The sequence below is a fragment of the Grimontia hollisae CIP 101886 genome, assembly GCF_000176515.1.
Classification (GTDB): domain Bacteria; phylum Pseudomonadota; class Gammaproteobacteria; order Enterobacterales; family Vibrionaceae; genus Enterovibrio; species Enterovibrio hollisae.
The window spans coordinates 335,879-355,879 of sequence record NZ_ADAQ01000011.1; the positions used below are offsets into that span (position 1 = coordinate 335,879).

The following is a 20,001-nucleotide window of genomic DNA, read 5'->3' on the forward strand; positions in this document are numbered from 1 at the left end:
TGCTTAACCTCCGGTCACCGGCGGGAAGAAAGCCACCTCATCACCGCTTTTCACCGGTGAAGACAGATCAGAAATGGTTTGGTTTATCGCCACCAGCAGTTTTCCCTGCTCCAGCGCCAACGCCCACTTGTCACCCTTTTTAACCAAGTGCTGGCGGATCTCTTCAGCGGAGGAAAACTCCCCTTCCAGTTCTATAGAAGCGGTGCCTACCAGTTCTTTCACTTGTGCGAAAAAGAGTACCTGAATCATTGTTTCACCTTAAAATGCCCTGATTTACCGCCTGTTTTTTCCAACAGCCTGACCTGACCAATCACCATGTCTTTTTGCACGGCTTTACACATGTCATAAATCGTCAGCGCCGCCACAGAAGCCGCAGTCAATGCTTCCATCTCCACACCGGTTTTACCCGACAGTTTACACACCGATTCAATACGGACCTGTGATGTTTCCGGTAACGCTTCCAACGACACTTCCACTTTAGATAGCATCAGTGGATGGCATAATGGAATGAGATCCCATGTCCGTTTTGCCGCCTGAATACCTGCGATACGGGCTGTTGCAAATACATCACCTTTGTGATGTTTACCAGAAACAATCAGCTCGAGCGTTTCAGGCGCCATATCGACATACGCTTCAGCCCTGGCCTCACGTACGGTGTCTTTTTTACCGGAAACATCCACCATGTTTGCTTCACCGGAAGCATTAATATGTGTAAAGCCGCCCATGAACTACTTACCCAGATGAGGCATGAAGTTACATGGACGATGGCTTGCATCCAGTTGCTGCTTGATGATGCCATTCCAACCAGTGCGGCAAGCACCGGTTGAGCCCGGCATCGCAAAGATAACGGTGTGGTTGGCAAAACCGGCAATCGCACGGGACTGAATCGTCGATGTACCGATCTCCTGGAAAGAAATTGCACGGAACAATTCGCCAAAACCTTCCACTTCTTTGTCAAACAGTGGCTTGAGCGCTTCTGGCGTACTGTCACGTGAAGTAAAGCCTGTACCACCGGTTATCACAATGGCTTGTACCTTTTCGTCGGCAATCCACTGAGACACAATAGCGCGGATTTGGTAAACATCATCAATCACGATTTTTTTGTCTGCCAGAATGTGCCCTGCTTCCTGCAGCGCATCGACGAGAAACTTGCCTGACGTATCGTTTTCTTCAGTACGAGTGTCAGAGACAGTAAGGACGGCGATGTTGGCCGGAGAAAATTCAGTAACAGCGTGACCCATAAGATTGAACCTCAACAGATTAATGTCTGATACAGCGTTAACCGCCGATAGATGCCAGATGCGGCGTCATGCCTGTATGCCCCTGGTCTAGGAAATGACTTTGTTTCTTCTCACCCAATGCCGACTGGATACGGGCAATCAGAGCTTCTTCTTGTGAGTCGTCCTGCAACAAGTCGCGAAGCTCGACGCCATAATCACCAAACAAACACAGGTGCAATTTGCCAAGCGCCGAAACGCGCAAGCGATTACAAGAATCGCAGAAATTTTTCTTGTACGGCATGATAAGCCCAATTTCGCCCTGATAATCTGGATGACAAAATACCTCAGCAGGACCATCACTCTGGCTTCTCACTTTCATCAACCAGCCATTGGCGATCAGATAGTTTCGAATCGACACACCAGACTGGTGATGACGCTCAAAAAAGCTATCCATCTCTCCGGTTTGCATCAACTCAATAAAACGTAACTGGATAGGTTTATCTTTAATCCAGCGAAGAAATGCAGGCAACTCAATGTTGTTCAGGCTTTTAAGCAAAACTGCATTGACTTTCACCTGCTCAAACCCCGCGTCAAATGCAGCATCAATACCGCGCATGACCTGATGTAATTTATTTTCACCGGTGATTTGGTGAAACATTCGGGGATCAAGGCTGTCGACGCTGACATTGATATTGGTCAGCCCCGCATCACGCCAAGCTTGAGCATGCTTTTCGAGGCGATAACCATTAGTGGTCATTGCCACCTTCTTGATACCATCCTGTGCTGCAATCATGGCAACAATATCGGTGAAATCTTTGCGCAAAGTAGGTTCACCACCCGTAATGCGTACTTTGGATGTACCACAATCAGCAAATGCCGTCACTACACGATGCAGCTCTTCCAACGTCAGGAAACTGGAATTTTTGTGTGCAGGTTTATAACCATCCGGCAAACAATAGGTACAACGGAAGTTACAAACATCAGTGATAGACAATCTCAAATAATAAAATTTGCGATTGAAGGAGTCTTCAAATTGAACAGCCACAAAACACCTTTCCAAATACGGGAGACGGGCACATTTCTATAGCCGCCCTGGTGACTCTGGGTCACGGCCTAAATCGCGTATTCTGTCAAACTTAGCGAGACAGGCTTCGGAGTTATCTGTATCCGGTTTCTCTGTAACCGGAGCTTCGTACATAATTTAGCAAACCTTGTACCCAGCAAACAAGAAATCTCCTTAAACCCCGTGCAGAATTGTTGATAATTTAACTTTCTTTTCACTATCTCAAAACACAAACAGATCCTTTAGGCACCATCAAGCACAATTTCTCCACAACCAAACTGTGAAAAATGGTGAACAAAAATTCCGGCTAAATACGGGATTCCTAACCATACTCAAACAGGCAAAATCAGGTCTCACATTGCATTTTGCATTGTTGTAAACCGCAATTTTGAATTGCAATTTGCAACATTAGTCGTCAAATGTATGCAAAATCAGTCATGTAGTATCTGGGCATTGAATTTGCACTGTCGGTTGTATACCCAAACTACCTAAAGGAGCAGTATTCAGTTTGGGGATAACACTCAGGTATCTAAGTAGTTCCGATATTAATCCAATAAAAAGATGGCCCAAATGAGCAATGCCAAGCCGTCAGCAAAACCGGGAGCTAATATGACAATCACGTTGCCAATTCTATTCAACAACCGCCATATTCTTCCTTCTGGTCGGCTCCCCCTGCGGGTCTCTCCAGGAGAACAACTGAACACCGTGAAGTACGCAATGAGCAATGGCATGGACATAGGCGTTTGTATGGATGACACCAGCCCTATTGGTGCAGGCATCGGTACAAGAGTCACCATAGAAGACTTCAACGTGGCATCGGACAGCGGTGCGCTCACTATCACTGTTTGTGGGCACGAGAGCTTTGTGATAGACACCATCAAGGAAAACAGTGCTGGTGTGGTAGAAGCCGTCTGCCAAACCCTTCCCGCCTGGCCCGAACGGGCTGTAAGCAACGATGCCCAACCGCTGGCAGAGCGCTTGCTCATTATGTTCGAGCGCTATCCCGAGCTCAGTTCTTTACACAAAAAGCCTAACTTTGATGATTTGAGTTGGCTGTGCCAGCGATGGTTAGAGCTCCTGCCCATACCCGCCAGTGAAAAGCAGGTACTGATGGCTGCACATACTTGTAGCGATACAGCAGAGTATTTGCTGAGCTTAATGAAAGAACCTCATTAGGCACAGCCACCAATGTCAGTCAAAAAGACCAGAAATTTTGGTCTTTTTTGTATTTTGCGTGATCAAAAACCTAAAAAATAAAAAGAAAAAGAGAAAATCCGAATCCTTTTTCGAGCTGTGCCGTATTATTTATGCATAACGCTGTAGAAACCGACAAAAATAAAACGCGATGACACCACAAAAACATATTGTTGCCATTGGCGGCGGACACGGCTTGGGGCGTGTTCTTTCGGCGCTACGTGACCATGGCGAATCAGTGACCGGTATTGTGACCACAACAGACAACGGTGGCTCTACAGGGCGGATCCGTGCCTGTCAGGGCGGTATTGCCTGGGGAGATACACGTAATTGCATAAACCAACTGATCACTGAGCCTTCTATCGGTTCAATGATTTTCGAATACCGCTTCAAAGGGAATGGCGAGCTTGACGGGCATAACTTGGGGAACCTTATGCTGACTGCCTTAGACAATCTCTCCATACGGCCACTTGAAGCCATCAATCTTATCCGGGATATGCTTAAAGTCTCGACCCACATCGTACCGATGTCTGAGCACCCGGCAGATCTTGCTGCACAAACCAGGAGCGGCGAAATCATCGCGGGCGAAACCGACATTGACGAGCTTCCAGAACCACCGGCACGCCTGATGTTAGAGCCTGTTGTACCAGCCACCAAAGAAGCTGTTATGGCCATTCATGACGCAGATTTGGTGATCTTGGGCCCCGGTAGTTTTTTGACCAGCGTCATGCCCCCCTTGCTACTGCCTGAGATCAGCCGGGCACTGAAACAAACCCGCGCAAAAGTCATGTTCATCCGTAACCTAGGTAAGGAATTCGGCCCCGCAGGCCAGATGTCACTGGAGACAATGCTCAACTGGTGCGAACGGTCAATGGGTGGAAGGAAAATCGATATGCTGTTAGGACCGGATGTCGATGAGACCTTGACGAATACTTACCAACAGGTGGTGACAGATTTGGCGTCTGCCAACCACCAGTGGCGACATGACAGGGATAAATTATCCCAGGCGATCGAGCAGATCCTGCTGACCTGCTAATGCTTTATATTGTATTGCAGTACCTTCTAATAAAGACGTCAAGCGGGGCAGTTGGTCATGCACCCATGACTCCTGTCCTTGCTTCACGCGGCTCTCACATTCACGTGCAAATTCAGCCAGCTCGTCAGCCCCAAAACTGGCGGCACTGCTTTTGATGGCGTGGCTTATTTCACGCACTTGCATCGCACTGGGAGCTTCTGAAAGTTGATCGGAATATCGAGTTAGTTCATCACTAAATACCACGAGAAGTGAAGACACTGTCTCTTCACCTACTTCAACTGTCAGCCGCCGCAACGTCTCATGATTTCCCTTCGACGCCATAACTTAGTTCCTTTTTTCTTGTGATTCTTGCCAACTCTGTAGCTTGCGATAAATAGTGGACGGACTGACTTCTAACAAACCTGCGGCTTGCGGAATGTTGCCGTCACATGCATCAATTGCAATTTGTATCGCCCGCTTTTCTACCAACCACAAGGGCTCAATGTCAGCTTTCGTCACTGCCCTTTGGTTTAACATTTCTTTCGCGACGGAAAAATGATTGTCGCGGAAAGGCGCAGTCGCAGCATGCGAAGTCGCTCTTTCAGGGATTGATGCAATTTTGACACCAGAAACCGCATTTAAAGGGGGAGGCAGCATATGTTCTTCGACTTCCCGTCCATTGTGTAATACAACAATATTACGGATAACGTTCTGTAACTGACGCACATTTCCTGGCCATTCATAGCTAAGCAAGCGATGGGTAACTTCAGGATTGAACGTACGGAAATCCTTTCCTTCTTCCATGGCAAACATCAGCAACAGGGATTGCGCGATCTCAACCACATCCTCGCCACGCTCCCGCAGTGGAGGGAGAGCCAACGGGATAACGTGTAGACGGTAATAGAGATCTTCACGGAAATTACCTTTCAGTACTTCTTCCCATGGGTCACGGTTTGTTGCACACACAAACCGAACATCAACGTGTTTTACCTTAGAAGATCCCACTTTCTGGAACGTCCCAGTTTGGATGAATCTCAACAGCTTAGACTGCAACTCCAAATCCATTTCACAGATTTCATCCAAAAACAGCGTGCCACCATCAGCCAGCTCTGCGGCACCTTCGCGCTCTGACGCAGCACCGGTAAACGCCCCTTTCACATGACCAAAAAGCTCGCTTTCAATCAGATCTTTGGGAATAGCAGCGCAATTAATCGCCACAAACGGCTTTTTCGCACGGGAGCTTGCCGCATGAACGGCTTCCGCGCACACTTCTTTACCTGTACCGCTTTCACCGGTGATAAACACCGTTGCTTTGCTTGGCGCAGCCGAATCAATTACACGATAAACAGCCTGCATTGGCACGCTGCGACCAATAAAACCGTAGTACGCCCCTTCTGGTAACTGATTTCCGATTTTACTCTTAGGTTTCAGTGCATTATTAACCGTTACCCGTAACAAATCCGCTTCACAGGGTTTGATAAGGAAATCGCTTGCACCGTAACGCATCGCTTCCACGGCAGCATCAATCGATCCATGCGCGGTCATGATCACGACAGGAATATTCGGATGATGTTGCCTGATGTCAGAAAGTACATCGAAGCCCGAAATATCGGGCAAGCGCAGATCCAACAGAATCAACGAAAACGTGCTGCCAGTAGAAAAGCGTTGAATCGCCTCTTGACCGGTACTTGCAATCTCTACCTCAACATCTAAAGGGTTAAGGTAGGACTTGTACAGAGCGGCTACTGAGGCGGTATCTTCCACCATCAATATGCGCTTTTTGGCACCAGAATCTAGCATTAAACCCCCGCCATCTATCCCTAAATAAATCTATTTTTTATTAGAAAGTCTGTTCTCAGTATAACGCTGTTTTCCACCTGCACAGGGCAAACAATGCGTTTTGCATTGCAATTTGCAAAAGAAAATGCAAACAGGTGAATACCCAATAATCAAAATAACATTCTGAACGTTTCAGTAATATTGGCACGCTTACTGCATTCAATACAATGACCCTTCTAGGGTCACCTAGCCAACTGACGTTGTTTGTGAGCACTTTGTTCACTGAAACAAGATAGCCAACCGACCTTTTTGCGGTTGGCTTTTTTTTAGCTGTTTATAATAAACAATGCCCTCAGTGCAGCTATTTCATCACGAAGTCCCGCCGCCGTTTCAAACTCTAGGTTTTGTGCGGCCTCATACATCTGCGCTTCCAGTTTCTGGATTTGCGCTTCTATTTGTTGCGGTGACCGGACAACATAAGCAGCATCGTCTTCTGCCACCGCCTTAAGTGACGCTGGCACCTTAGGTTTATGAGAACGGCGTTTACCGCCCAGCTCCAGTACATCGGCAACTTTTTTACTCAGCTTCTGTGGCACAATGCCGTGTTTCTCATTGTGGGCCTGCTGCTTGGCACGGCGGCGTTCCGTTTCTTCAATCGCACGTTGCATCGACCCTGTGATGGTATCGCCATACAGAATCGCCTTCCCAGCCAAATTTCGTGCAGCGCGGCCAATGGTTTGGATCAATGAACGGTCCGAGCGCAAAAAGCCTTCCTTATCCGCATCAAGGATCGCCACCAGCGACACTTCTGGCATATCGAGGCCTTCCCGCAACAGGTTAATCCCCACCAGCACATCAAATTCACCCAGACGCAAGTCGCGAATAATTTCGACACGCTCCACCGTATCGATGTCTGAATGCAGGTAACGCACCCGCACATCGTGTTCTTCCAGGTACTCGGTCAGATCTTCGGCCATCCGCTTGGTAAGGGTGGTCACCAACACTCGCTCATTTAACTGGGTGCGGATACGGATTTCAGACAATAAATCGTCTACCTGTGTTGCCACAGGGCGGACTTCCACCTCGGGATCCAACAACCCCGTAGGTCGAACGACCTGCTCAGCCACTTCACCACCCGATTTTTCCAACTCATATTTACCGGGTGTTGCCGAGACATAAATCGTTTGCGGTGCCAGAGCTTCAAACTCATCAAACTTTAGCGGCCGGTTATCCAGCGCTGATGGCAACCGGAAACCGTATTCTACCAACGTCTCTTTACGTGAGCGGTCGCCTTTAAACATGGCACCGATTTGCGGCACAGTCACATGGGATTCATCGATGATCAGCAAACCATCAGCTGGCAGATAATCGAACAGGGTCGGTGGTGGCTCGCCTTCTTCCCGACCACTGAGGTAACGGGAATAGTTTTCAATACCTGAGCAGTAACCCAGTTCCTGCATCATCTCCAGATCGAACATTGTGCGCTGAGAAATACGCTGCTCTTCCAACAGCTTATTGTTCTCCAGCAAGACCCTTTTGCGATCGGCCAGCTCCTCTTTGATCTTTTCGATAGCATCGAGGATTTTTTCCCGCGGCGTGACATAGTGTGTCTTTGGGTAAATCGTACAGCGTGGCAGATTACGCTCAGAAATCGCCCCGGTCAGTGGGTCGAACACACTGATGCACTCCACTTCATCATCAAACAGCTCGATACGAATCGCATCGCGGTCAGATTCGGCCGGGAAAATATCAATCACTTCACCGCGCACCCGGAACGTCCCCCGGGTAAACGCCTGATCGTTGCGGGTGTATTGCAGCTCGGCCAACCTTCGCAAGATGGCACGCTGTTCGATCATGTCCCCACGGCGCAGGTGAAGCATCATTTTTAGGTACGAATCCGGGTCACCCAGACCATAAATCGCCGACACCGACGCCACGATCACCACATCGCGGCGCTCCATCAGGGCTTTTGTTGCCGACAGGCGCATCTGCTCAACGTGCTCGTTAATCGAGGCGTCTTTTTCAATAAAGGTGTCAGACGCCGGCACATAGGCTTCCGGCTGGTAATAATCATAATAAGAGACGAAATACTCAACAGCATTTTCAGGAAAAAACGCCCGCATTTCACCGTAAAGCTGCGCCGCCAGGGTTTTGTTTGGCGCAAGTATCATGGTAGGGCGACCGGCCTTTGCAATCACATTGGCCATGGTGTACGTCTTTCCGGAACCTGTCACGCCTAACAGTGTCTGGTGGGCAAGGCCAGCATCCAGACCTTCCAGTAGCTGGTTTATCGCGGTAGGTTGATCACCTGAAGGTTTAAACGGGGAATGGAGTTGAAACGTCTTGCCCATATCACTTCCGTGGCTGACACAGTAAAAGTCTCATTTTCCCCTCTCCTTGGTTCAAGTCAACTGACAAGATGCTGACAATGTCACAGTAGTTGACACTTTGGGTTCCTACACAGAAGATCCCTCCCATACTGAAAATATTGGCTTAGGTTTTATTGACCTTGTGCCGCCATAAATACTGTTTGGGGAAAACGATGAAAAAGGTTGCGGTAGTCACCGGTGGTTCAGCGGGAATTGGATTGGCGGTCGTAGATGGTTTTATCGCAGAAGGATATGCCGTTTACAGTCTGGACATTCAACAGGGCCCCCGCGGTCAGTGGATTGAGTGTGACGTTACCCAGGCAGAAGCGGTTCACGCAGCGGTCCAGCAGGTTGTCGACAAGGAAGGTCGAATCGATGCCCTGGTGTGCAATGCCGGCATCCATTTCAGTTCTACGATTGAAAACACCCGTGAAGAAGACTTTGACCGAGTCATGAACATCAATGTCAAAGGCGCCTACTACGCAATCCGAGCCTGCCTGCCCACGATGAAAGCGGCGAAATCCGGCAGCATTGTACTTTTGGGATCGGATCAATGCACGGTGGCGAAACCTAACTCGTTTGCCTACAACCTGAGTAAGCACGCGATTGCTTCTATGGCAAAAACCACTGCCATCGATTACGCAAAATACAATATCCGTGCAAATGCGGTATGTGCAGGCACAACCGAAACCCCGTTGTACCACAAAGCCATTGATGCGTATTGTGCCCGCTCTGGTGCCAACAAAGCCGACGTGCACAAAGAAGAAGGCAACCTGCAACCGCTAGGACGTATCGCACAACCGGAAGAAATTGCCAACCTGGTGGTTTTCCTTGCCAGCGATAAAGCCAGCTTCATCACCGGTAGCCTGCATGCGGCAGATGGCGGCTACACAGCGCAATAACCATGAAAATCATTGACCCGCATCTGCACCTGTTCAATCTGGCGGAAGGCCAATACGGCTGGCTCCAGCCGGAAAACCCACCTTATTGGGACGACAAACCCCGTATCTGCCGGGATTTTTCAGAGCAGGATTTGGTACTGCCCAGTTCGGTAACACTGGGCGGTTTTGTCCATATCGAGGCGGGCTTTGACAACCATAACCCCTGGCGGGAAATTGCCTGGCTGGAGAAGGCCTGCACAACGCCTTTGCGCACCATTGGGTGTGTCGACCTCACTTTGCCAAAAAGTGCGTTTGACATGCAAATCGCCGCGCTGACGGGATATAAATCGCTGGTTGGCGTCCGCCATATTCTCGATGACGATGCCATCGTCCTGCTCAGCAATGCTCAGGTGCTCCAGAACCTTGCTACGCTGGAGAAAGAAAGCCTTATTTTTGAAGCCCAGTTTGACGCCAATGACAGTTCAGCCGTTGACATGTTCCTGCGGGCAATGCAGCGTTTCCCGGCATTGAATATCGCCCTGAACCACGCCGGTTTTCCGCCGCCTTCAGGGGATGAAAACTGGAAAGCGAATGGTAAAAAGCTCGCCAGCTTGCCCAATCTGTATGTGAAAGCATCAGGCTGGGAAATGTCAGACCGGGAATTTCCGCTTCCAACCATGGCTGATCGCATTCAGAGTCTGGTGGACACCTTCGGTGAAGACCGTGTAATGCTGGCGAGTAATTTTCCCCTGACGTTATTCAGGACGTCTTACGCATCGCTCTGGCAGGCGTATTTGTCTTTCGATTTCCCTCACGCAGTGCAGGAGAAGCTCTGTTACCAAAACGCTTGTCGCTTCTACCGGTTTTAGCCGGCAACCCAAATGAAACAACCCGCACGATGGCGGGTTGTTTCCGTATAAAAGTGCGCTTACTTGATAATCATGTGTGGTGAACGCTTTACCACTTCATCATTCAGTTCAATACCGATGCCCGGCGCCTCAGAGACGTCAAAGAAACCATTGACCGGTTGGGGATCCTGAATACACAACTCGCGGTTCCAGGATTTAATCGCATAGGTATGGTGCTCGTGGATCAGGAAGTTAGGAATCGCGGTTTCAAGATGCAGAGATGCAGCCGTCGCAACAGGGCCACCACAAACATGCGCCTGAATACGCACATCAAAAATATCAGCGTAATCGCACACTTTCTTGGTCTCGGTAAAGCCGCCGCACAGACCGATATCTGGTTGCAACACATCCACACTCTGATCTTCCAGATACGGGCGCACACCCCATCGGTTGTAAAGGCGCTCACCGCCAGCAATAGGCACATCAACACGTTCTGCCACTTTCTTATGCAGGGAGTGGTTGAGGTAATTGACCGGCTCTTCGTAATACATGCAATCGAATTCTTCAGCAATCTCACCCAGCTGAATCGCTGTTGTCGCCCCCGGCAGACTGTGGCATTCAAAAATAATGTCCACTTCATCACCCACGGCCTCGCGGATGGCGCGCATACGCGCACGATACAACTTCATTTCGGCGCGTGAAATGATCTTGGTGCGCTCGTAATACGTGTTCCCATCCTTGTCATACATGATGGGATCCACTTTGACCGCATCATACCCCTCGGCCAATGCCTTAAGCGCTGCCTCGGCATACTCTTCCGGCTGGGACAAGGCTTTGAATTCTTTGTCCCAGTCAAACTGCAACTGGGATGCATAAGTACGAAGTTTGTCATTCACCTTGCCACCCAGAAGTTGGTACACCGGCAGCCCCAGCGCTTTGCCCTTGATATCCCAAAGCGCAGTATCAATGGCACTCATTGCCGCATAAACCACCGGGCCGCCACCCAATCCCCAGAAGCTCTCACGCAGCATGCGTGACCAAAGCTTTTCGGTTTGGAAGGGGTCATGCCCAATCAAAAAAGCCTCGGTCATTTCTTTGACCATATTGGCGGCCGCACTGTGGCCCAAATCATACGCAAGACCCGCTTCGCCCACACCACTGATGCCTTCATCAGTATGAATACGCACAAACACCGGGTTCCATGGCGGGCGCTCCGGGCAATAAATATCAAAAACTTCGACTGACGTGACTTTCATCCATGTACTCCAATTTGTCTTTTTGTTTTATTCCATAAAGCTGGGGTCGAGCCGCCATGCTTTGCGCAGCAGTGACGGCCAGGCCAACTGTCCGCCTGTCGCACCCGAATGGACAATGTTCGCCTGGGCAAAGATATTGTCCTGGATCGGCGGCGGGACGTAGGTGACTGCTTTCCCGGCAGATTGCAGCATCAACTGCACTTCACAGGCCCGCTGCATATCATAGAAGCGCATAAACGCATCACCGACAGTCGGTCCCAGTGTCAGGCCGCCGTGATTCACCAGCAACATATGATTGGTTGACCCCAAATCCTCTTGCAGGCGTTTCCTTTCCTCTTCATTCACCGCCAGTCCCTCATAAGCATGGTAAGACAGAGATGGGAGAGAAAACATCGAATACTGGCTTAATGGCAGCAGTCCTTCTTTTTGGCTGGCCACTGCAATAGTTTCGTTCGTGTGCAAGTGAATCACACAGTGGGCATCATTACGCACTTCATGAATTGCACTGTGGATGGTAAATCCGGCTGGGTTGATAGTGAATGGCGTGTCATCCAGAATATTGCCATCCAGATCCACTTTGACCAGATTAGAGGCAGTGACTTCATCAAACGCCACACCAAAGGCATTGACCAGATAGGTATCCGTATCGGGGATACGCAGCGAAAGATGGGTATAAATGAGATCATCCCACCCCATATGCGCAGTAAGCCGGTAGCAGGCGGCTAAATCAACGCGGCGTTCCCACTCAATATCACTCACTTTTCCTTTCAAATTCAGTGTCGGCAATGCTTCCACGATGGCTTCCTTTCTCTTTTTCCTGATTGACCAGCTTGTCTTATTTGTAGACGGCAGGCAAATAGCCGATTAAATAGTGTGTCCCTACAGGAAAAATAGCGCACTTTGCTGTCAGGAGGTGATTTCACGTTATCGTGAAACACGCTGGGGATTGATGGTGGTAAGGCTTAAGCGGGGATAAACGTGTTGATTAACACACTTATCCACAGATTTTGTGGGTAACCTTCGCTAGCGCAAACAGGAAAAGCGTTCTCCAAAGTCAAACCCTTTTTGTCCATTTTGCCATTAAATCGAGTGATCGCACGCCAAATTATCGAACGAGAGATAGATCACACTAATCATTCATTGAATTAGAGACAGATTTCCGCAAGTGCACGACCTCACAGCTCCCCATAATGGGTTTAAAAGGTTAACTATTAACCAATTCAACCTCGCAGGTATTTAGGTGCTGCTCCCGGCTCGCAATAAAGGTTTTTACACCGCCCCAAACAGCAACCAAAGTGTGATCCAACAACTCCAACAATAGATCCGTAACAGAAAAACGCCCTACAAAAGGCAGAGAGAACAAAAAATCAACCAACCATGATCGCACATTGAGCAGATAATTTAATTTCGGCAAAATGTCGTAGATCGGGTGTTGACACCCACGAAGGCGATAGCTAAGATTCGCCCCGTTTTCAAGCGATTCCCCCGTACTTCAGTCGGTAGAACGGCGGACTGTTAATCCGTATGTCACTGGTTCAAGTCCAGTCGGGGGAGCCAAATTCCGAGACATCGCATATGCTATGAATCACTAAAACCTGTTCCCCCTTAGTTCAGTCGGTAGAACGGCGGACTGTTAATCCGTATGTCGCTGGTTCAAGTCCAGCAGGGGGAGCCAAATTTCGAGACATCGCAAATGCGGTGAATCAATAAAATCTGTTCCCCCTTAGTTCAGTCGGTAGAACGGCGGACTGTTAATCCGTATGTCGCTGGTTCAAGTCCAGCAGGGGGAGCCAAATATCAAAGCCTTGTTGAAAAACAGGGCTTTTTTTTCGTCTGTGATTTGGTGCGTAGTATCAATATGTCACTGTTTTTTGCGTTTGATTTGTAAATACAACGCCCTCACTGTTTTTGCCTGTTTTCTGGACGGTCAGCAAGCCCCCAAGCAGGATAAAGTTTGACCGCCTTGCGATTTTGGTGAAAAACCCTTTCCCCTATCTGTTGTTATAGCGGCCTCAAAGGCCGATAATACGTAGATCCCTTTAAAATTTTCGAAGAATGGCATGACTGAGTATTTACTGCTTCTTGTCGGCACCGTCCTGGTTAACAACTTTGTGCTGGTTAAGTTTCTTGGCCTGTGCCCATTTATGGGTGTCTCCAAAAAACTCGAAACCGCCATTGGGATGGGGCTTGCGACCACATTCGTACTGACACTCGCATCAGTGAGTGCCTACCTGGTCGAAACCTATATTCTGGCACCGCTGGGGCTTGAGTATCTGCGTACCCTGAGTTTTATTCTGGTGATCGCGGTCGTCGTGCAATTCACTGAAATGGTTGTGCATAAAACCAGCCCGACCCTTTATCGCCTGCTGGGGATTTTCCTGCCCCTCATTACCACCAACTGCGCCGTATTAGGCGTCGCTTTGCTGAATATCAACGAACGACACAATTTTATCGAATCCATTGTTTATGGTTTTGGCGCTGCCGCAGGCTTCTCGCTGGTACTGATTTTGTTTGCAGCGATGCGTGAGCGTATTGCCGCAGCGGATGTTCCCCAACCGTTTCGTGGCGCATCGATTGCCATGATCACGGCAGGACTGATGTCACTGGCATTTATGGGCTTTACAGGGTTGGTGAAACTGTAATGACTGGAATTTTGATTGCGATTATTGCTATCGCTGTTCTGGCGGCCGTATTCGGGATTTTGCTGGGCTTTGCGTCTGTACGTTTTAAAGTTGAAGCCGATCCTATCGTCGACCAGATAGATGCGATTCTTCCCCAGACCCAGTGTGGTCAATGTGGCTACCCCGGTTGCCGCCCCTATGCAGAAGCCATTGCCAATGGCGATGCCATCAATAAATGCCCTCCGGGTGGTCAACCTACCATTGAAAAGCTGGCTGACCTGATGGGCGTTGAAGCCACCGAGTCCGCCCATGATGAAGAGAAAGGCCTCAAAAAAGTGGCCTTCATTCATGAAGACGATTGTATCGGTTGTACCAAATGTATCCAGGCTTGCCCGGTCGATGCCATTGTTGGCAGCACCAAAGCCATGCATACCGTAATTAAAGATGAATGTACCGGGTGCGATCTTTGTGTTGCCCCCTGCCCGACTGATTGTATTGAAATGATCCCAGTTCAAACGACCCCTGAAACCTGGAAATGGCAGCTCGACCAGATTCCAGTAGTACACATTCACGATGACTCAGAGAAGGAGATCAAACAAGCATGATCACCTTAATTGAGCAAATAAAACAGGGACAGGTTTGGGATTTCCACGGCGGTATCCACCCACCGGAAAACAAACGCCAGTCAAGCGAAACTAGTATCTTGCCGCTTGCTATTCCTAATGAAATTGTGCTGCCGGTTAAACAGCATATTGGGACGGCCGGCAAAATACTGGTCAACGTGGGCGAAAAAGTGCTGAAAGGCCAGCCGCTGACAAAATCCGATGCCATTCAGTGCTGTCCGGTTCACGCGCCTACATCCGGCGAGGTGGTTGCCATCGAGCCCCGTACCATTGCACACCCTTCAGGCCTGACAGACACCTGTATCGTCATTCGTCCCGATTTTGAGGACAAATGGGGAGACAAAGTTGCTCTGGCTGATTTTCGCAAAGAGTCAGGCGAAGTGCTGATTGACCACATCCGCCTTATGGGCATTTCGGGGATGGGAGGCGCAGGTTTCCCTGCTGCCAGAAAACTGCAAACCGGTATTGCCCGCACTGAAATCCTGATCATTAACGGCGCAGAATGTGAGCCTTATATCACGGCAGACGATCGCCTGATGCAAGAGCGCGCGGAAGAGATTGTTCAGGGGGTTGAAATCCTCCAGCACATTGTCTGCCCCAAGCTGACAGTCATCGCTCTGGAAGACAATAAACCTGAAGCGATAGACGCTCTAAAACGCGCCACCAGCGATAAACCGGATATCGTGGTTCAGGTTGTGCCAACCAAATATCCATCAGGTGGTGAAAAGCAGCTGATCAAACTGATCACCGGGAAAGAAGTACCCACCAATGGGATCCCCGCGGCTATCGGTGTGATGATGCAAAACGTGGGAACTGTGTATGCCATCAAACGCGCGGTGATCGACGGTGAGCCCCTGATTGAACGCGTCGTCACATTGACAGGCACTACGCTCAAAGAACAACGCAACCGCTGGGCGCTGTTGGGCACGCCGGTTTCCTTCCTGCTTGATAAGCATGGCTACCAGCCCGATAAGAAACTCGAGCGTGTGATCATTGGCGGCCCTATGATGGGTTACACCATTCCACACCCGAATGTTCCTGTCACCAAAGTCACCAACTGCATATTGGTGCCATCGCGGCGCGAAATCACACCGTCAGAGGGTGAAGTCGCCTGTATTCGTTGCAGTGCCTGTGCTGAGGCTTGTCCGGCATCCCTGCTGCCCCAGCAGCTGCAGTGGTACGCCAAAGACCAGGACTTCGACAAGTGCGAAGAATACAACCTGTTTGACTGCATTGAGTGTGGCGCCTGCGCCTATGTTTGCCCAAGTGAAATCCCGCTGGTGCAATACTACCGTCAGGCAAAATCTGAAATCCGCACACGCAATGCTGAACAGCAAGCGGCAGAGCGCGCCAAAGAGCGTTTTGAAGCGAAAAAAGCGCGTATGGAACGAGACAAAAAAGCGCGTGAAGAACGCCATAGGCAAGCGGCCGAAAACCGTCGCAAAGCCATGGAGAAATCCGGTGATGGTGACGCTATCGCAGCTGCCATTGCGCGTGTTAAAGCCAAGACCGAACAGGACAGTGCCGCCACTGCTGTTAAGCCTGCAGTAGCCGCCGCCATCGCCAGGGCGAAAGCCAAACAGGCAGAAGCTGCGGCCAAAGGCCAGGCTGAACCTGACAACAGTGAAATGACAAAACTGCGTGAAGAGCGCAAACGTCAGGCGCGCGAACGCAAAGCACAGAAAGCAGCAGAATCACCGGCGGAAAACGCCTCAGATGATAAGAAAGATGCTGTCGCTGCCGCCATTGCCCGCGCCAAAGCACGCAAAGCGGCGCAGCAGGCGGACGCTGATTCCCAGCGCGCAGAACCGGTGCAAGACGCTGCCAAGACAGGGGACGATCCTAAGAAAGCCGCTGTCGCTGCTGCTATTGCCCGTGCCAAAGCACGCAAAGCGGCGCAGCAGGCAGAGGCCAACACCCCAGAGGCAGAGCCTGCCCAGAAAGCAGAACCGGTAGAAGATGATCCCAAAAAAGCAGCCGTCGCTGCGGCCATTGCCCGTGCAAAAGCACGCAAAGCCGCACAGATGAAGAACAATAACGAGGAAGACTAACCGTGGCCTTTTTTATTGCCAGTAGCCCACATAGCCACAGTCGCAAAAGTACCAGCGATATAATGATGACAGTGATACTCTGCACCTTGCCCGGTATCGCTGCGCTTTGTTATTTCTTCGGGTGGGGTGTGCTTATCCAGGTTGCCCTGGCGTCGTTAACTGCCGTGGTTGCCGAAGCCGCCATTATCAAAATGCGCGGCCGTCCGGTTAAACGTTACCTGAAAGATAACTCAGCCCTGCTGACCGGAGTGCTGCTGGGCATTGCCATTCCCCCTTTTGCACCATGGTGGATTGTGGTTATTGGCACTCTGTTTGCGGTGGTTATTGCCAAGCAACTTTATGGCGGCTTGGGGCAAAACCTGTTTAACCCCGCCATGGTTGCCTATGTCGTACTGCTGATTTCATTCCCGGTTCAAATGACCACCTGGCTGCCGCCTTCTGAGCTGGTGGCTCAGTCTCTTGGTTTTACAGACAGCGTTGCCGCCATTTTCAACGGCCTGACGACAGACGGGTTCAGCGTCAACCAGCTTCGTATTGCTGTTGATGGCAGCACCATGGCAACACCTTTAGACACCATCAAAACGTCACTGCTGGCCGGGGAGACTGTCTCTGAAGCTCTGGAAAAGCCCGTGTTTGAAAGCTTTGCCGGTATCGGCTGGAGCTGGGTGAATATCGCCTTCCTGTTGGGTGGCCTTGTCCTGTTGAAGAAAAACACCATCCAATGGCACATTCCGGTCGCCATGTTGGGGACACTGTTTGTATTCAGTCTGGTGGGCTATGCCATCAGCCCTGACGGCGTGGCGTCACCACTTATGCATTTTTTGTCGGGTGCGACCATGCTGGGGGCATTTTTTATCGCCACCGATCCGGTCTCTGCTTCAACCACAACCCGTGGACGACTGGTTTTCGGCGCCATGATTGGGGCGCTGGTTTACCTGATCCGTACTTTTGGCGGATTTCCAGACGGCGTAGCTTTCGCCGTTCTGATTGCAAACATGTGTGTGCCCTTGATTGATTATTACACCAAGCCGACCACATACGGCCACAGGAAGGAAAGCAAATGATCCGCGCGATGCGAAACAATGGCGTAATCCTTGCGCTGGCGGCACTGCTTTCAACAGGCTTAGTTGCCGTGACCAATACGTTGACGAAAGACACCATTGCTGAGCAGCAACGCCTCCAGCTTCTCAAGGTGTTGAATCAGGTGATCCCTGAAGAGCTGCATGACAATCCACTGGCCAAGACCTGTACACTGGTAACAAGTCCAAGCCTTGGAACAAATGAGCCAATGCCTGTTTATATCGCCAGGAAAAACGGTGAGCCGACGGCCATGGCGATCGAAGCCATCGCACCAGATGGTTACAATGGCGCGATAAAAATACTGGTAGGTGTCGATACTCAAAATACCGTGTTGGGCGTTCGCGTGCTGAACCACAATGAAACACCGGGCCTGGGCGATAAAATCGACCTCAATGTATCCGACTGGGTGCTTTCATTTACCGGTAAACGCATAGAGAGCGAAGAAGATAAGCGTTGGGCGGTCTATAAAGATGGCGGTCAGTTTGACCAGTTCACGGGCGCGACCATCACACCGCGTGCAGTGGTGAACGCCGCGCGTCAGGCTGCGTGGTACACGATGCAGAACAAAGACACCATTATTCGCCAACCCCAGAATTGTGGAGCCGAATCATGAGCCAGAACAAAGCGCTAATGAAAGATGGAATGTGGGCCAATAACCCGGCACTGGTACAGTTGCTGGGCCTTTGCCCTCTACTCGCCGTTTCTGCCACGGTGACCAATGCACTGGGTCTGGGCATTGCGACTCTGCTGGTACTGGTGGGTTCCAACCTGACGGTTTCTCTGGTGCGCGAGTGGGTGCCTAAAGACGTCCGTATCCCTATTTTCGTGATGATCATTGCCTCACTGGTGACCTGCGTACAGTTGCTGATGAACGCCTATGCATTTGGCCTGTACCAGTCTTTGGGTATTTTTATTCCGCTTATCGTGACCAACTGCATTATTATCGGTCGCGCTGAAGCCTTCGCTTCCAAGAACATGCCCCTGCCTTCTGTTTTAGATGGTTTCTGGATGGGCATGGGCATGACCGCCGCCCTGTTTGTACTGGGTGCTATCCGTGAAATTCTGGGTAATGGCACACTCTTTGATGGCGCAGACAGGCTTTTAGGTGACTGGGCAGCAGGATTGCGCATTGAGATATTCCACACTGACAGTCCATTTCTGCTGGCCATATTGCCACCGGGTGCGTTTCTGGCCGTCGGTTTCCTGATTGCAGCGAAAAACGTTATCGATGCCCGGCAGGCGAAAAAACAACCCAAAGAAAAAGTTGTCATTGAGCGTGTCCGCGTCACTTCTGCTGACTAACGTGACTTCAACGGATGAAGATATAACAAATGAACAATGAAAAACGCATTCAGATACTGGAACGATTGAGAGCGGAAAACCCGCACCCTCAGACTGAACTCAACTGGAGCACGCCGTTTGAGCTGCTTATCGCAGTATTGCTTTCAGCACAGGCCACCGACGTCAGTGTGAACAAAGCGACAGACAAACTTTATCCTGTCGCCAACACACCGCAGGCCATGCTGGATCTGGGGGTTGAAGGCGTAAAGGAATACATCAAGACCATTGGCCTGTTTAACTCCAAAGCGGAAAACGTCATCAAAACCTGCAAAATCCTGATTGAGCAACATGGCGGTGAAGTGCCGGAAAACCGGGAAGCGCTGGAAGCCCTGCCGGGGGTGGGGCGTAAAACAGCCAATGTGGTACTGAACACTGCGTTTGGCTGGCCAACGATTGCAGTAGACACCCACATTTTCCGCGTGTCTAACCGCACCAAATTTGCGGTCGGTAAAAATGTCGATCAGGTAGAACAGAAACTGTTGAAAGTAGTACCCAAAGAGTTCAAAGTCGATGTACACCACTGGTTAATCCTTCACGGTCGCTATACCTGTGTAGCCCGTAAGCCACGCTGTGGCAGCTGCATTATCGAAGATCTTTGTGAATTCAAAGACAAGGTTTATCCGGACGAGTAATCACTGGACTTTTCTCAGTCATTAACTG

At 50.1% G+C, this 20,001-nt stretch carries 20 protein-coding genes, 3 tRNA genes and 1 riboswitch; of the genes, 14 read left to right on the forward strand and 9 right to left on the reverse strand.

Going from position 1 to position 20,001, the window contains the following annotated elements:
- Positions 1 to 3 precede the first annotated feature (3 nt).
- The 4 genes from moaD to moaA form a co-directional block, all read right to left on the reverse strand.
- Positions 4 to 249: a molybdopterin synthase sulfur carrier subunit gene (moaD, locus tag VHA_RS07805; RefSeq protein WP_005503353.1), complete on the reverse strand. Its 246-nt coding sequence runs from the start codon at positions 247 to 249 to the stop codon at positions 4 to 6.
- The gene (moaC, locus tag VHA_RS07810; RefSeq protein WP_005503354.1) at positions 246 to 725 is read right to left on the reverse strand and encodes a cyclic pyranopterin monophosphate synthase MoaC; all 480 of its coding nucleotides are present in this window, start codon (positions 723 to 725) and stop codon (positions 246 to 248) included. Before moaC ends, moaD begins: the two co-directional genes overlap by 4 nt.
- 3 nt (positions 726 to 728) lie before the next feature.
- Positions 729 to 1,241 (reverse strand): molybdenum cofactor biosynthesis protein B, encoded by a 513-nt coding sequence (gene moaB / locus VHA_RS07815; RefSeq protein ID WP_005503355.1) that lies wholly within the window; start codon positions 1,239 to 1,241, stop codon positions 729 to 731.
- A gap of 37 nt (positions 1,242 to 1,278) precedes the next feature.
- Positions 1,279 to 2,265: a GTP 3',8-cyclase MoaA gene (gene moaA / locus VHA_RS07820; protein ID WP_005503356.1), complete on the reverse strand. Its 987-nt coding sequence runs from the start codon at positions 2,263 to 2,265 to the stop codon at positions 1,279 to 1,281.
- Positions 2,254 to 2,389: riboswitch (molybdenum cofactor riboswitch) on the reverse strand. (Overlaps the previous gene by 12 nt.)
- A gap of 464 nt (positions 2,390 to 2,853) precedes the next feature.
- Here moaA and VHA_RS07825 point away from each other — a divergent pair.
- The gene (locus tag VHA_RS07825) at positions 2,854 to 3,459 is read left to right on the forward strand and encodes an LON peptidase substrate-binding domain-containing protein (protein WP_229333285.1); all 606 of its coding nucleotides are present in this window, start codon (positions 2,854 to 2,856) and stop codon (positions 3,457 to 3,459) included.
- Positions 3,460 to 3,628: 169 nt separating this feature from the next.
- Positions 3,629 to 4,513, forward strand: coding sequence for a uridine diphosphate-N-acetylglucosamine-binding protein YvcK (gene yvcK, locus VHA_RS07830; protein ID WP_005503368.1), 885 nt, complete (start codon positions 3,629 to 3,631; stop codon positions 4,511 to 4,513).
- Here yvcK and VHA_RS07835 read toward each other — a convergent pair.
- From VHA_RS07835 to uvrB, 3 genes are all read right to left on the reverse strand, one after another.
- Complete coding sequence (locus VHA_RS07835; RefSeq protein ID WP_040528479.1) at positions 4,475 to 4,834, reverse strand: Hpt domain-containing protein; 360 nt, start codon at positions 4,832 to 4,834, stop codon at positions 4,475 to 4,477. The two genes, yvcK and VHA_RS07835, sit on opposite strands and share 39 nt — an antisense overlap.
- A 3-nt stretch (positions 4,835 to 4,837) precedes the next feature.
- Complete coding sequence (luxO, locus tag VHA_RS07840) at positions 4,838 to 6,292, reverse strand: quorum-sensing sigma-54 dependent transcriptional regulator LuxO (protein ID WP_005503370.1); 1,455 nt, start codon at positions 6,290 to 6,292, stop codon at positions 4,838 to 4,840.
- A gap of 305 nt (positions 6,293 to 6,597) precedes the next feature.
- Positions 6,598 to 8,622: an excinuclease ABC subunit UvrB gene (uvrB, locus tag VHA_RS07845; RefSeq protein ID WP_005503371.1), complete on the reverse strand. Its 2,025-nt coding sequence runs from the start codon at positions 8,620 to 8,622 to the stop codon at positions 6,598 to 6,600.
- Between the two features lie 191 nt (positions 8,623 to 8,813).
- Between uvrB and VHA_RS07850 the strand changes: the two genes are divergently transcribed.
- A complete protein-coding gene (locus VHA_RS07850) occupies positions 8,814 to 9,542 on the forward strand; it encodes an SDR family NAD(P)-dependent oxidoreductase (RefSeq protein ID WP_005503372.1) in 729 nt (242 codons plus the stop codon).
- 2 nt (positions 9,543 to 9,544) lie between these two features.
- Positions 9,545 to 10,390: an amidohydrolase family protein gene (locus VHA_RS07855; RefSeq protein ID WP_005503373.1), complete on the forward strand. Its 846-nt coding sequence runs from the start codon at positions 9,545 to 9,547 to the stop codon at positions 10,388 to 10,390.
- 59 nt (positions 10,391 to 10,449) lie between these two features.
- Here the strand turns inward: VHA_RS07855 and VHA_RS07860 are convergent, their stop codons facing one another.
- Positions 10,450 to 11,625, reverse strand: coding sequence for a mandelate racemase/muconate lactonizing enzyme family protein (locus tag VHA_RS07860; protein ID WP_005503374.1), 1,176 nt, complete (start codon positions 11,623 to 11,625; stop codon positions 10,450 to 10,452).
- 27 nt (positions 11,626 to 11,652) lie between these two features.
- The gene (locus VHA_RS07865; protein WP_005503375.1) at positions 11,653 to 12,420 is read right to left on the reverse strand and encodes a class II aldolase/adducin family protein; all 768 of its coding nucleotides are present in this window, start codon (positions 12,418 to 12,420) and stop codon (positions 11,653 to 11,655) included.
- Between the two features lie 686 nt (positions 12,421 to 13,106).
- Between VHA_RS07865 and VHA_RS07875 the strand changes: the two genes are divergently transcribed.
- The 10 genes from VHA_RS07875 to nth all read left to right on the forward strand — a co-directional run bounded on the left by VHA_RS07875 (position 13,107) and on the right by nth (position 19,973).
- Positions 13,107 to 13,182, forward strand: a tRNA-Asn gene (locus VHA_RS07875).
- A gap of 42 nt (positions 13,183 to 13,224) precedes the next feature.
- Positions 13,225 to 13,300 (forward strand) — tRNA-Asn (locus VHA_RS07880).
- A 42-nt stretch (positions 13,301 to 13,342) separates the two neighbouring features.
- Positions 13,343 to 13,418: transfer RNA gene (locus VHA_RS07885), tRNA-Asn, on the forward strand.
- A gap of 267 nt (positions 13,419 to 13,685) precedes the next feature.
- Entirely contained in the window at positions 13,686 to 14,267 is a 582-nt protein-coding gene (rsxA, locus tag VHA_RS07890) for an electron transport complex subunit RsxA (RefSeq protein WP_005503378.1), read from the forward strand.
- Positions 14,267 to 14,851: an electron transport complex subunit RsxB gene (gene rsxB / locus VHA_RS07895; protein ID WP_005503379.1), complete on the forward strand. Its 585-nt coding sequence runs from the start codon at positions 14,267 to 14,269 to the stop codon at positions 14,849 to 14,851. Before rsxA ends, rsxB begins: the two co-directional genes overlap by 1 nt.
- Positions 14,848 to 16,920: an electron transport complex subunit RsxC gene (gene rsxC / locus VHA_RS07900; RefSeq protein WP_005503380.1), complete on the forward strand. Its 2,073-nt coding sequence runs from the start codon at positions 14,848 to 14,850 to the stop codon at positions 16,918 to 16,920. Before rsxB ends, rsxC begins: the two co-directional genes overlap by 4 nt.
- 2 nt (positions 16,921 to 16,922) lie before the next feature.
- A complete protein-coding gene (gene rsxD, locus VHA_RS07905; RefSeq protein ID WP_005503381.1) occupies positions 16,923 to 17,984 on the forward strand; it encodes an electron transport complex subunit RsxD in 1,062 nt (353 codons plus the stop codon).
- A complete protein-coding gene (gene rsxG / locus VHA_RS07910; RefSeq protein ID WP_005503382.1) occupies positions 17,981 to 18,613 on the forward strand; it encodes an electron transport complex subunit RsxG in 633 nt (210 codons plus the stop codon). Before rsxD ends, rsxG begins: the two co-directional genes overlap by 4 nt.
- Positions 18,610 to 19,302, forward strand: a complete 693-nt coding sequence (locus VHA_RS07915; RefSeq protein ID WP_005503383.1) for an electron transport complex subunit E — start codon at positions 18,610 to 18,612, stop codon at positions 19,300 to 19,302. The genes rsxG and VHA_RS07915 overlap by 4 nt, the downstream gene beginning before the upstream one ends.
- A 29-nt stretch (positions 19,303 to 19,331) precedes the next feature.
- On the forward strand, positions 19,332 to 19,973 hold the full coding sequence (gene nth, locus VHA_RS07920; protein WP_040528484.1) for an endonuclease III: 642 nt from the start codon (positions 19,332 to 19,334) through the stop codon (positions 19,971 to 19,973).
- The last annotated feature ends 28 nt before the right edge of the window (positions 19,974 to 20,001 follow it).